This window comes from Clostridium tyrobutyricum DSM 2637 = ATCC 25755 = JCM 11008, assembly GCF_000359585.1.
GTDB classification, from domain to species: domain Bacteria; phylum Bacillota; class Clostridia; order Clostridiales; family Clostridiaceae; genus Clostridium_B; species Clostridium_B tyrobutyricum.
This window is the reverse complement of sequence record NZ_APMH01000009.1, coordinates 96,615-109,039: the sequence shown is the minus strand read 5'-3', so window position 1 is coordinate 109,039 and position 12,425 is coordinate 96,615. Positions and strand designations below refer to the sequence as shown.

Below are 12,425 nucleotides of genomic sequence, written 5' to 3'. Positions count from 1 at the left end.
ACACCCTTTTTTAAAAATCAAATTTTATTCCATGCTCCTCCATGGTTTTTCTAAGCTTCTGTCTCATCCTGTATCCTGCCTGATTTAACGCCCTTGGATTTCCATCATTTTCTCTTAAATATTCCTCTATGCTTCCATGTTTCAGAATTGCCATTTTATATTCATTTTCACGTTTTGAAAGGTTGGAGTTTTCAATGATGTAAGAATAGATTATTTTGCTTATAACCTTATTTTCTAAAGATTCAGTTATATTATGGTATGAATATTCCAGAATTTCAGCATTTGCTTTTCTCATAAGAGTTCTCCTGTAATTTATTACTGTGTTTATTATGATTTTGAAAACATATCCTTTAAATTCCTTCCAGGTGTTTCCCCTGAACATATGTATGGAAGATACAATTTTGTGAAGAGATATATTTATTACATCGTCTTCATCAGAATTTCCAAATTCCTTTCCTATATATTTATAATATTGATCCTTCATTGCGCCTATAAAGTCCATTTGAAGTGTGTATATAAAATCATTATCTCTCTTTTTAATTCCCTCTATTAGATTTTTCAAACCTTCTTCCGTATACTGCATAAATTATCCCCCTTTTATTCTCTTTATATATAAGACACCATTTTCTTCCAATAAATAACGGAAATTTTGTAATTATTTTCATAATTCATAAAATAATTATACAAATAGTGAATATAAAAAGAAAAAAGGGGCAAAATACCGAAGTATTTTGCCCCTTTTTCTTTCATAGTTTTCTCTAGAAAAGTTCTGTAGTTGCAGTGTCAACAATACGTGCTGAATCCTTCTGTACAAGATCTGCACCCTTTGACTCAAATATGTTCTGTGCGATTATAACATCCATTGCAGCTTTTACTTCAACATCTGTTACTCCATCCTTTACATCAGAAAGCCTTATAGATGCCTTTTCACCATTTCCATTTAAAAAATTCATTACCAATGTTTTACTCATAAATATCCCCCTCTTTTTTCAAATAACAAATAACAAAGAACAAAGAACAGTTAGCAACAGCTAACAATTATCAAAGAACAAATAGCAATTAGTAAATAACAGTTAACAGTTATTAAGCGTTTGTTATATCGCTGTTGTCGGTTTTTATAATTTCTGTAAGCGGCTTTCCAAGAAGCTTTTCCATTTCTCTTGCCGTATTGTAGATTCCATCTTCTGAGGCAGTGAGTTTGAGATTTGAGAATTTCTTGCTTCTTATTATGTCCTCCCCTTTTTCATTTACACCATCCTGATATTTTATTACGATGGCACTGTTTATTTTTGTGATTGCAGCCATGCTATCATCCCCTTTCGAATAGTATATATGCATAGAGAGTAAAAATAGGCAAAAAATAAATAACAACTGCCCGGGATTTTCCTCCAGGCAACTGTTATCTTACAATTATCTTATAGTCCTGACTTTTCAAACTCAATTTCCATCTTGTGTATCTGTTTGCTGAATACTTTTTTAAGCGGTGCAATAATGAGGAATAATCCTGTAAAACAACCAAGCATGCCTATCATTTTAAATAGATGATGCCAGTTAGGCCCTGCTATAGCCTCCCTGAATCCATTTACGGAATAGGTAAAGGGTAAAAATGGTGCCATGGCAGCAAGCCTTCTCGAGATTATTTCCAGAGGGTATATACCACCTGTCCCGAAAATTTGGAATATCATAAGCACTGCAGCCATACCTTTTCCCGTATTCCCAAATACAAATACAAATGTAAATATTATTATACAAAATGTTATGCTTGTAGCAAATGCAGTAAGTATCATACCGGGTATACTTGAAGGCCTTATTCCAAGAAGTAAAAACTCCCCAAGGAGTGATATAGCCGTCTGTATAAAAGAAATACCCATAAAGAGGAACAGTTTTCCAAAGTAAGCCTGTATCATGCTGATCTTTGTGCCGTCTTCAAATTTTCTGCATTTCAGTGTAAGTATAAGTGAAAGAAGGAGTATTCCAACCCATATGGACAGTGTGGTATAGAAAGGGGTCACCCCATATCCAAACAACCCAAGATTATAGAGCTGAACGTTTTTCAATTCTACAGGCGATGACAGCAAGCTTGAAATTTGTTCAGGATTTTTTTCCATTATTTCTATTATGTGATTGAGATTTTTCTCATTGATCATTTTCATCTTGTCACTTAATTTGTTTAATTTACCCTGAATATTTCCAAGATTTTTACTTATATTGTTCACCTGCGAAATTGATATTTCACTAATTGAGGTACCTGCATTTGCCAGTGAGTTAAGCTGCGGAATAATTGATTTTGTCGAATTAAGTATATCATCATAGCTGTTCAAACTCGTATCAATATTATTGTTCATGTTGTTTAATGCCTGGGTGGTACTTGAATAATATGCATTTGATGCAGCTACTGAATTTGAGGATACAGTATTTCCAATTTGAGACAGCTGATTTATGATTGAGTTTATGCTGTCTTTGGAACCATTGTTGTTGACCAGCTGTCTCAGCTCTGCAAGATTGCTGTTTTCAGTCTGTATGGAACTCTTCATATTTGTCAGTGCATTTATAAGATCCACCGCTCCATTATTTGGCAAAATATCATTTATGGTATTGAGTATTTTAAGGTTGTTGTCTATTTTCTGTATTGTAGAATTATTTATGCTGTTCAGTTGATCTATATTAGTATTTGCAGCAGCATTGTTTACAAACTGGCTGTTCATATTCTCAAGACTTGATAAAAGGGATTGAGCCTGTGTATTTTGAGACTGAATCTCGTTTATTCCGCTTGATAGATTGTTCTGTGCCGAACTTATAGTCTGTTTTGTTGACTGGGCAAGTGATTTTCCATGATTTACAATGTCCTGAAGATTGTCTATCTGTTTGGATAGTTTTGGAATATCATTTTTAACACTATTTAAATAATCCTGCATTCCCTTTGAATTATCATTTACTTCCGCCAAATATTTTTTTGTATCATTTATTGTGGTGATGGAATCTGTCAATGAATCCTTAAGCTGCAGTATTTCAGGTTTATTGGCACTTAATTTTCTGCCCACTGAATTCATCTGCTCAAGGACTTCCTTGTTGCTTATCTTTACAAAGCTTGATTTGATCTGATCGGCAAGGGTATCTTTAGCCTGACTTGTAATCTTTGTAGCTGCTGCATTTAATTTTTCATTGGACCTGTATATTATATTTGGCTTTTCAGGGTTTGATGTAGCAAGTGTCAGGAGCTTGCTTGAAAAGTTTTCTGGAATTTCTATCAATGCATAGTATTTTCCTGTGTTGAGCCCATAATTCCCCTGCCATTCGTCTATGATAACCCAGTTAATGCTCTTGTTTCTTTTAAGTTCATCTATAATACTATTTCCTACATTTATATTCTTTCCTTCAATGCTGCCTCCCTCATCCTTGTTTACAACTGCAATTGGAAGCCTGCTCGTATTTGACTCCGAATATGGGTCCCATGAGGCCTTTATATTTACAAGTGCATAGCAGGATGGCAGAAAACAAAATACTATAATTGTTATAAGTACAGGAAGACTTTTTGTTATGCTTTGAAAATCTCTTTTTAATAATCTAAATATAATCTTCATATGCTCCTCCTATAATTTAATATCTATTCTTCTCCAATACCTGATTCTATAAACTTGTCATGAAGTTTGCTTGTCATTCCATATAACGGCTTCTTTAAAAATAATCCAGCCAGTACGGCAATTACAAACATAAGAAGTAATACCGAAAAATCCATAACTACAGTACTTATAAGAGGCCCTCCAATTGACTCCCTGAATCCACTGATACTGTATGTAAATGGAAGCAGGGGCTGAAGTATCCTGAAAATAAGTGGGTCAAGCTGTATGGGATAGGTAGCCCCACTTCCTGCAAGCTGAACTACTACCAATATAACTGCCATTGCCTTTCCAGGATTACCAAATAGGGAAACCAGGCTGTATACTATTGTTGAAAATGCAAGTGATGATACTATGCCAAACATTATCATCAGGAAGAAATTTTCAGTATAAGTATGCAGTATGAACTTTGTAGTAAATACAATTACAAGTGACTGTATTATGGACAATGAAACAAAGAGCAGCATTTTTCCAAAATACTTTTCCCTCAGGGTTAAATTTTCAGATCCCTTGAACTTTGCCACAGTTGTTTTAAGCATGGAGCCAAGCATAGTGCATCCAACCCATATGGAAAGTGTCATATAAGTAGGTGCAAATGCAGAACCAAAGTTTGGAACCGTATATATATTCTCCTCTTTTATATTAAAAGGCTTTGATATAAAATTTCCCATAAGATCCGGATTGTTCTGAAATACAGTTATTATTTTCACTATATCGTCATTGTTTATAAGTTTAAGCTTATCACTTGTCTTCGAAATGCTGTCCTTGAATTTAAGCAGTTGATTTTCCAATTTTCCAGATGAACTGGCTGCAAGCCTGGTTCCATCTATCAGAGTATCTATGGACTTGCTTCCCTGCTTATTCATATCCTTTGCAGTCTTCAAAATATCAGAAGATGTATTGGACAAATTAATCAAATCATTTGCTATGGGATTCAACTGTCCTCTTACTTCATTGATATACTGGTTTGTTGAATCTATTAGTTTTGAACTTACATTTTGAGTGTTTTCCGATATGGAATCTTTTATGCTGCTGCTCACTTCATTTGTATTGTTCAACTCTTTTTGGAGATTATTTACGTTGTTTTTTTCAGTATTCAATAGGTCCTTTACATCATTTAGAGAATTTAAAAGAGCCGATATTGAACTGTTGTGTGCAAATTTATTTACCGTCTGCAGAAAATCTATTGCAGGGTTTATCTCACTATTCAGCATATATATCTGATAATTTATCTTGTCTGCTGTAGAATTTATATTAGAAGAATTTGCATCTCCAGTTAATGAATTCAAATTGGTTACAAGCGCTTGAAGCCTATAAGTATCTGCTTTGGCATTTTTCAGGTTCACCTGAATATTATCAAAGGAATTTTCCAGGGAAGACTGCACTGACTTTACTAATGCGTCATTGCTGGAATCAGCCTGGCTTGCAATATCAACATTGCTTGAGGCGGAAATAACGGGCTTCAATTGAGTAAGCAGAAGAGCAAGGTTATTAGAACCGTCACTTACACTTCCGAGTACGGTTGTAACAAGATCCATATTATCACTCAGGGTTATTATTGAATCTTTCAGGTCTATTATCTGTGACTTGTTTTTGGCTGCATTATCCCCTATAACATTCAAAGAGGAAAAGATAGTTTTGTTTACTGTATATATAAAATTTGTCTTTATGGAATCCACAAGGTTTTTAACAGCACTTTCAGTAATCTTGGTTCCCATTGGACTAACTTTTGTATCTGCCTTGTAGAGTATCTGCGCTTTTCTTGGATTATCTGTAGTTATACTTGTAAGGTCTGACGAGAAGTCCTCCGGAATTTCAATCATGGCATAGTATTTTCCATCCATCATTCCCTGATCTGCTTCTTGTGAGTCAACAATTTTCCATCCAAGATTGTGATTTTTCCTAAGATTGCCTACAATGTCATTTCCCATATTCACATTCTTGTTCTGTGACACGGTCCCCTGATCCTTATTTACTACTGCTATTGAAATATCGCTTAACTTGGCACTTGAATAGGGATTCCATATTGCCTTTACATTTACCAGTGTGTAGAGACATGGCATTATACATATTCCTATTACAATCATGCGTGCAGCTTTATTTTTTATAATAGTTCTTATATCTCTTTTAAATATACCTACAATGTTCTTTATCATTTTGCAACACTCCCATAAAGCACCATAACATTTATTGTACTAGTCGGTCAGTTCTATTAAACACTATTTGTCTAAAGGTGTCAATATAGTTATTATGGCTTTTGCGGGGACTCTTATTCTAGTAAATACCACAAGCATGTAGTGTAAAACGATACCATAAATAATGTGTGTTTTTTACAGGTAGTTGTTGTCTGGATAAAAAAAACAGGATAGCTGACTATCCTGCTTTTTAAAACTTATTTTAAATTTGCAATAATCTGGTAACTATTGCCTTTCTATTGATTCTTAAGAATCGAACTGGAAAACTTTTTTAAATCATCTATATGATTTTCAATAACAGCTTTTACTATATCTAAGTTTACTGTTTGATAATCATGAACAGCTATATTTCTAAACCCAACCATTGATTTCAATTCTCTCATGACATTTTCATCTATTATTTTATTATTAAATAGTATTTCGAATGCATCCCTGCTATTTTGTGGAATTCCAAATTTTCTTTCAGAAATTATATGCATGGCTAAATCTATGGAAACTTCACATGCCCTTTGAATATTTAAAATTATCGAATCTTGTTTTGTATAATTTTTTAGATTTTCAGGATTATTGTCATATTCTTCCTTAATTCTCTTTATACATCTTTCAATAACAGATATTTTGTTTAGAACAACATCATTCATATATTTGTCCCCTTTTTTTTATATTATTCAATATGATTTCCCGTTCCTCGTTCAATTTAGCATAATCTTTATATGCATACATTTCAAAATATGCTTTTTTAACATCATCACTGCAATATACACATTTTCCGTTGGCTATTATCTGAACTTTAAATACAGTAGATGCCTTATTCAAATCAATCAAATCCACATCTCTCCCCAAAATATCTGCAAGACTTTGTGAAAACATAAATACCTGATATGGTGTTAATTCATGTTCACTTTTAAAAGCTATATCTATATCACTGTCTTCTCTAAAAATTCCATTTACACTTGATCCAAAAATATAAATCAAATGTGGTTCTATATTTTCCTTAAGAAATTTAATTATTTTATGTATACTGTTTTCATCTATATTCAATGAAATGACCTCCACTTCAATTGATCTTTCTGATTACAAGCCAAAAATTATACTAATTTTACATATTCTATATTTATTTTATCAAAATATTCTGCAATAATCCATATCAATGTTTTTCAAGGGGTCAGATCCTTGGCTTGGACTTGACTTCAGAAATGTAGTAAATTTCCAAATAACTCCATGGGGTCTGACCCTAGCTTGACCTAGCTTTTTCCCTTTGACTGCATCTTATCTTGAAATTATGCCTAAAAGCTCCTCAGGTCTGTCTATTACATAATCTGCACCTTTACTCTCCAAAACATCCCTTCCCCTGAATCCCCATGCCGCACCTATACATGGTATTCCTGCATTTTTTGCTGTTTTCACATCTACTTCGGAATCTCCAACATATATGGCTGATGCCCTGTTTGAACCCAGTTCTTCAATTGCTTTGAATACAGTATCCGGTGCAGGTTTTCTTGAAATATTTTCAGATTCTCCAATTGCAACATCTATATATTCTTCAAAATATATTTTGTTGAGTTTCTTGACTGCACCATCAAATTTATTGGATACAATAGCAGTTTTATAGTTATCCTGGGACAACTTTTTCAAAAGTTCCATAATGCCTTCATATGGACTGGTCTTGTTGTTCATATTGTTTGAGTAATGCATCTTGAAATCTTTAAGGCATTCATTATATTTTGGATTTTCCATTCCCCGGGGTATGGAAAGTTCAATCAAGCGTGCGATTCCATTTCCAACAAAACTTCTTATTTCAAATATAGTTCTTTCTGGAAATCCATGCATACAAAGTGCGAAGTTCACACTGTCTGCCAAATCATCAAGAGTATTTAATAGTGTTCCATCAAGATCAAATATAATAGTATCGTAATTTTTCATAGCATCCGTCTCCTTGAACATTTTGGATACATTATATCACATTTAAAACAATTGATATTATTTTAAAGAATTCGTAGAATATATTGTAAATTAAAGAAATTATTATAAATATTGTATTGATTTATCTAATCATTATATAATATAACTCAAATTACTAATCATTATAAATAATTATATGAATAACTATGAAATAAAAGGAAATATTTAAAATGAAAGAAGTTAAGATACCAGATATTAATTACAAAGAAGAAGTTAAAAAATGTAAGACTATGGATGATGGCTAACTAGAAATCTTTTATTGACTATTTTCCTGCTTTGATAAAATTTATAATTAGGAAAAAGGTTATTTAATTATAATTTCAAGTTTAATTTTAAAAAAATATGTTATAATATATATAAAAGAAGCCATTGCGGTTTTTAGTGAAAATTTTTAGAGATTAATTAAAATGCACTTTCAGAGGGGTGCATTTTAATTTTTTGAGTTTTTATCTTCGGCAGTTATAGAAATTTCATTTTTAGTTAACTTACCAATTGAAGATTTACCCTTGATTACTAACCTATCCTTTAAATATGTTCCTACAATCACCATAGCTATTAAGCATAATGATGTAATACATATAGATATTACTATAATCGCAGTATTACTCATTCTGTAACCTCCTCTGATGTCAATTAACCGCAATGACCTCTTTGCAAGAGACAAATTCCGGGAGGTGACTATCTAAAAAATATTTATACTCTCGTATACATTATATCATATAAAATACTTATTATATAGAAATTTGAGTACCTATAAGCCATGTATTTACAAGCTCTATAGTCTTTTCCCTATTATTTTTGTTATTTTAAATATTCATTTACTTCATCAAGAGATTTAAGATCAAATATATTGTCTATACTTTTACTTAAATTAGATACCATGATATCCACCTCCCCCTGACTGGATTTTTCTAATATTTCTTCTACCTTTATCTTAGATTCTGTGTCTAGTCTCGGCTTCATTATGCTTTTTAGCCACATCTTTAGTGTGTCAAATTGTTCCGGCGTTATTTTCTTCAGCACATAGGCGGTAAGTCTCAATCTTTTCATAAGGTCTTACCTATTTATTTTATATATCTAATCAGTTCTTCAACTAAACATTGAACTGTAGTGCATGGATTCATTTTAGATGGTTCAAAAATATTACCTTCCCTATACTCACTGAATAAATTATTACTTCTTTTTATAGCCTTATCTATAAAAGGAAATGTTATGTTAAATATATCCGATATATTTTTATCATATTTACCATTGTTAATACTTCTAGTTTTAAAATGATTATTTAGTTTATCATAATATATACTTCTATCAACATCTGACTTAAAATCTTGAAAATGCAGTAACAACCACAATTCAAAACATTGATTAGACCAGGCCGCATTTATACCATTCCTTCTAGCATATGTTATAGCATCATCAAAATCATTATTATCATCTTTATCAAATACAACCCAAACATCACTATATGTCCCTAAGCTTCGTTTTTTTATAGCCTCATTCACAAGAACCATTGTGGAACGTCCGGTCCCCTCTATTTTTAAAGATATTTTTTCTACTATAATTTTACTTCTAAATAATTCTTCAATTCTTGATTTTATACTTTTAAAATAATTGACTTCCGTTTCAGTTCCCTCTGTTATTATGAGATAATTTCCTGGTTCAGCTATTCTAGTATTTACTTTTCTTTGCCTCTTACGTCCACCCCTATTTTTCATCTTTACTACCCCACATATTGAATTCTTTTAATATTGGAATAGCTCCATATTTTCCTAAAAGATAATCTTTACTATACGATGCATCCTTTCTAACTTTCTTTTCATCATCCAATTTATATTCAACTAATGAGTATAGATCTGAAACAGCATTTTTATCTTTTGCAACAAACCATATCTCATCTCTCCTAAATATATCTTTGGTCAAAGTATAATTATCATGTGTGGTATATATAAGTTGTGCTCCTTCTTTATTTATATTTTCACTATGAAACATAGTTATAATATATCTTAAAAGCAATGGATGAAGTTTTGAATCAAGTTCATCTATGAATATTGGAAATCCTAATTCTATGGAGGTCTTCAAATAGAAAAAAAGTGAAAACATCTTCTGAGTACCACTTGACTCCTCAGAAATGGGTAATTTATAATAATCATTACTATTTTCTATTCTATGATTGGTATATATCTTATATCTATATTTGCCATTATTCTGATCTTTTTCTTTTTCTACAACAATTCCCTCTATGTTTATATCTATATCCTTTAGAAAAGTCAATAAATCCTTTTTATAATTTTCATTTTCAATAAGTATTGGAGGTGTTTTAGAAATCATTTTTTCAAAATCTATATTTCCATAATCAAAAATCCCCACAACTGAAAACCATTGGAAAACATCTTTAGCGTATGGAAGCTTTGCATTAGATATTATAGAAATAAAAAGTGTCTTGTCTTCTAACATTGGTATAAAATTTTTGGCTCCCTTTAAAAATTTAGGATTTATTTTAATATTAGAATTATTTCTTTCAAAAAGATTAATATATTTATCCTTGCTGTTAAAATTCTTAATATAAAGCCATTCCTCATAAACTTTATTATTATCCAGTGAAAAACCATATTGATATTCTTGATAATTATGTTGGAAGAATACTTCAAATTCTGCAGGTACACTCTTGCTTTCTGTATCAAATGCAAACCTCTTAACAGGAATATCAGAATTATCTGAAGCATCCTTAAATGATCTTAACACCCATGTTTTCATAAAAAGAAGGGCTTGAATTACAGAACTCTTTCCACTAGCATTGGCTCCATAAATAGCTGCTACCTTAGTATATTTTTCACCATTTTTACTATCTATAAGGTTGTATGGGTGCTCTTTAATAGATGCCGCTGTCATATCAAGAGTAGTTTCATTTCTAAATCCTTTAAAATTTTTAAAATTAAATTGTATAAGCATTTTTCTCACTTCCTTATTACTATAATACTATATTGTCTTCAAAAATTGAATATTAATGAGATATTTTCTCATTAATATATTATTACCCAATATGATTTATTTATTACATTTAAAACAATTTATATTAAAAGTTAAGCAGGATAGCTTGACTATCCTGCTTTTTGTTATTTTAAATATTCACTTACTTCATCAAGAGATTTAAGATCAAATATATTGTCTATAATAGTTTTTAAAGTTTCAATGGGTAGTTTTTCTATTCTTTCAGTCATGTCTTCCGGCAGGGTTCCAAACTTTTTGGTCAATAACTTTATAGCTGATCCTGAAATTGATTTTCTGACTTCTTCTCTACCTTTTTCCATGCCCTTTTCCATGCCTTTTTCCATGCCTTCTTCTTTGCCTTCCCTTATCATATTGTCTATACTTTTACCTAAATTGGATACCATAATATCCACCTCCCCTTGACTGGATTTTTCTAATATTTCTTCTACCTTTATTTTAGATTCTGTGTCTAATCTCGGCTTCATTATGCTTTTTAGCCACATCTTTAATATGTCAAATTGTTCCGGCGTTATTTTCTTGAGTACATAGGCTGTAAGTCTCAACCTTTTCATAAGGTCTTCCTTGCTTATTTCCTTATCCAGTAAAAATACTGTAGATACCATGTTTGCCATTTTTTCAAGTTGACTTTCATCATATCTGTAAACATCAAACAATATATACCTGAAGTCTATTATATTTTCACCAAATAACTCATTACTGCCCAATATATCTTTGAAATTCCTGCTGGCAGTCCATTTATTTTTGCCGTTGTATAATACCATGGGGACAACTGCTGGAAGTTTAAAATTCTTGTTTCGTATATCTTTTTTAGAAGTGTTCTTCAGCCTTTCCCTCCACAATTCCACTATATAAAACAGCAGCCTCATTGGCATTCTGTAATCCACTCTGGATTGAAATTCCAGTAGAAGATAGAATATTACATCCTGCCCGCATATATTTACCTTGTAAACAATATCTGATTCTTCTTCACTGAAATCTTCAAGTATATAGGATTTATCCATAAGCATTAGATCTTCACTTTTTATAAGATTCACCCAATCCTTTTTTACAAAGCTTCGAAGCAGTTCCAGAAATGTCTCCTTGTGAGAAAATATATACTTGTAACCTACATCATGTTCGTGGTGAACTCTTTCCTCTGGCATACCATCTTCCTCCTAATAATATTTTACTGTATTATTAGTATTTACCAGAACATGTGTTCTTATACACAAATTTTATATTTTCTACCTTTATTTTATCAAAATATTCTGCAATAATCTACACCAAAAATTTAGGGGGTCTGGTCTCTAAATTTCCTGAATCTTCCTGAGGGTCTGACCCCTCACTTTTGACCCCTCACTTTACCTCATTACCAAACGATAACTCAAATCTTGAATTATGGCACTTTTTTATTCATGTTATAAAAAACCTCCCTTAAAATAAGGCAGCTGTTGCTTGAAAATCACTTCCAAGTAACAGCTGCCTTACTAATCCTGCTTATACAATTTATATGCTATAGACCAGCCCTTTAACTCCTGAGCTTTTTCAGGCTTTATTCCTGTCTGAAATGAAAAATTACACAATCTGGTCTCAAACTGATTTGAATTAACTAATGGAATCTGACCCATACTTTTCTTTTTGCCAAATAATACCATGGGGTCTG

At 31.8% G+C, this 12,425-nt stretch carries 14 protein-coding genes; all 14 read right to left on the bottom strand.

Features of this window, described 5'->3' with window-relative positions:
* Positions 1 to 10 precede the first annotated feature (10 nt).
* Positions 11 to 583, bottom strand: coding sequence for a sigma-70 RNA polymerase sigma factor region 4 domain-containing protein (locus J418_RS0105970; RefSeq protein ID WP_017895077.1), 573 nt, complete (start codon positions 581 to 583; stop codon positions 11 to 13).
* Positions 584 to 758: 175 nt separating this feature from the next.
* Positions 759 to 971, bottom strand: a complete 213-nt coding sequence (locus tag J418_RS0105965) for a DUF2922 domain-containing protein (RefSeq protein WP_017895076.1) — start codon at positions 969 to 971, stop codon at positions 759 to 761.
* Positions 972 to 1,083: 112 nt separating this feature from the next.
* Positions 1,084 to 1,305: a DUF1659 domain-containing protein gene (locus J418_RS0105960; protein WP_017895075.1), complete on the bottom strand. Its 222-nt coding sequence runs from the start codon at positions 1,303 to 1,305 to the stop codon at positions 1,084 to 1,086.
* Positions 1,306 to 1,415: 110 nt separating this feature from the next.
* Positions 1,416 to 3,581: a YhgE/Pip domain-containing protein gene (locus J418_RS0105955; RefSeq protein ID WP_017895074.1), complete on the bottom strand. Its 2,166-nt coding sequence runs from the start codon at positions 3,579 to 3,581 to the stop codon at positions 1,416 to 1,418.
* 23 nt (positions 3,582 to 3,604) lie between these two features.
* The gene (locus tag J418_RS0105950) at positions 3,605 to 5,773 is read right to left on the bottom strand and encodes a YhgE/Pip domain-containing protein (protein ID WP_017895073.1); all 2,169 of its coding nucleotides are present in this window, start codon (positions 5,771 to 5,773) and stop codon (positions 3,605 to 3,607) included.
* Between the two features lie 275 nt (positions 5,774 to 6,048).
* Positions 6,049 to 6,453, bottom strand: coding sequence for a type VII toxin-antitoxin system HepT family RNase toxin (hepT, locus tag J418_RS0105945; protein ID WP_017895072.1), 405 nt, complete (start codon positions 6,451 to 6,453; stop codon positions 6,049 to 6,051).
* Positions 6,446 to 6,853, bottom strand: coding sequence for a type VII toxin-antitoxin system MntA family adenylyltransferase antitoxin (gene mntA, locus J418_RS0105940; protein WP_017895071.1), 408 nt, complete (start codon positions 6,851 to 6,853; stop codon positions 6,446 to 6,448). The genes hepT and mntA overlap by 8 nt, the downstream gene beginning before the upstream one ends.
* A 228-nt stretch (positions 6,854 to 7,081) precedes the next feature.
* Complete coding sequence (locus J418_RS0105935) at positions 7,082 to 7,735, bottom strand: HAD family hydrolase (protein WP_017895070.1); 654 nt, start codon at positions 7,733 to 7,735, stop codon at positions 7,082 to 7,084.
* A gap of 469 nt (positions 7,736 to 8,204) precedes the next feature.
* A complete protein-coding gene (locus J418_RS0105930) occupies positions 8,205 to 8,384 on the bottom strand; it encodes a hypothetical protein (RefSeq protein WP_017895069.1) in 180 nt (59 codons plus the stop codon).
* A gap of 191 nt (positions 8,385 to 8,575) precedes the next feature.
* Entirely contained in the window at positions 8,576 to 8,824 is a 249-nt protein-coding gene (locus tag J418_RS0105925; protein ID WP_017895068.1) for a hypothetical protein, read from the bottom strand.
* A gap of 14 nt (positions 8,825 to 8,838) precedes the next feature.
* Positions 8,839 to 9,489 (bottom strand): RloB family protein, encoded by a 651-nt coding sequence (locus J418_RS0105920; protein ID WP_017895067.1) that lies wholly within the window; start codon positions 9,487 to 9,489, stop codon positions 8,839 to 8,841.
* Complete coding sequence (locus J418_RS0105915; protein ID WP_017895066.1) at positions 9,479 to 10,723, bottom strand: AAA family ATPase; 1,245 nt, start codon at positions 10,721 to 10,723, stop codon at positions 9,479 to 9,481. Before J418_RS0105915 ends, J418_RS0105920 begins: the two co-directional genes overlap by 11 nt.
* Positions 10,724 to 10,887: 164 nt before the next feature.
* Complete coding sequence (locus tag J418_RS0105910) at positions 10,888 to 11,925, bottom strand: Rpn family recombination-promoting nuclease/putative transposase (RefSeq protein WP_017895065.1); 1,038 nt, start codon at positions 11,923 to 11,925, stop codon at positions 10,888 to 10,890.
* 324 nt (positions 11,926 to 12,249) lie between these two features.
* The gene (locus tag J418_RS16775) at positions 12,250 to 12,417 is read right to left on the bottom strand and encodes a hypothetical protein (protein ID WP_017895064.1); all 168 of its coding nucleotides are present in this window, start codon (positions 12,415 to 12,417) and stop codon (positions 12,250 to 12,252) included.
* Positions 12,418 to 12,425 lie beyond the last annotated feature (8 nt).

What these genes read in the sequence shown, in the direction of transcription:
- J418_RS0105970 (WP_017895077.1), bottom strand. Translation starts at nt 583, where the DNA reads ATGCAGTATACGGAAGAAGGTTTGAAAAATCTAATAGAGGGAATTAAA.
- J418_RS0105965 (WP_017895076.1), bottom strand. Translation starts at nt 971, where the DNA reads ATGAGTAAAACATTGGTAATGAATTTTTTAAATGGAAATGGTGAAAAG.
- J418_RS0105960 (WP_017895075.1), bottom strand. Translation starts at nt 1,305, where the DNA reads ATGGCTGCAATCACAAAAATAAACAGTGCCATCGTAATAAAATATCAG.
- J418_RS0105955 (WP_017895074.1), bottom strand. Translation starts at nt 3,581, where the DNA reads ATGAAGATTATATTTAGATTATTAAAAAGAGATTTTCAAAGCATAACA.
- J418_RS0105950 (WP_017895073.1), bottom strand. Translation starts at nt 5,773, where the DNA reads ATGATAAAGAACATTGTAGGTATATTTAAAAGAGATATAAGAACTATT.
- hepT (WP_017895072.1), bottom strand. Translation starts at nt 6,453, where the DNA reads ATGAATGATGTTGTTCTAAACAAAATATCTGTTATTGAAAGATGTATA.
- J418_RS0105935 (WP_017895070.1), bottom strand. Translation starts at nt 7,735, where the DNA reads ATGAAAAATTACGATACTATTATATTTGATCTTGATGGAACACTATTA.
- J418_RS0105930 (WP_017895069.1), bottom strand. Translation starts at nt 8,384, where the DNA reads ATGAGTAATACTGCGATTATAGTAATATCTATATGTATTACATCATTA.
- J418_RS0105925 (WP_017895068.1), bottom strand. Translation starts at nt 8,824, where the DNA reads ATGAAAAGATTGAGACTTACCGCCTATGTGCTGAAGAAAATAACGCCG.
- J418_RS0105920 (WP_017895067.1), bottom strand. Translation starts at nt 9,489, where the DNA reads ATGAAAAATAGGGGTGGACGTAAGAGGCAAAGAAAAGTAAATACTAGA.
- J418_RS0105915 (WP_017895066.1), bottom strand. Translation starts at nt 10,723, where the DNA reads ATGCTTATACAATTTAATTTTAAAAATTTTAAAGGATTTAGAAATGAA.
- J418_RS0105910 (WP_017895065.1), bottom strand. Translation starts at nt 11,925, where the DNA reads ATGCCAGAGGAAAGAGTTCACCACGAACATGATGTAGGTTACAAGTAT.
- J418_RS16775 (WP_017895064.1), bottom strand. Translation starts at nt 12,417, where the DNA reads ATGGTATTATTTGGCAAAAAGAAAAGTATGGGTCAGATTCCATTAGTT.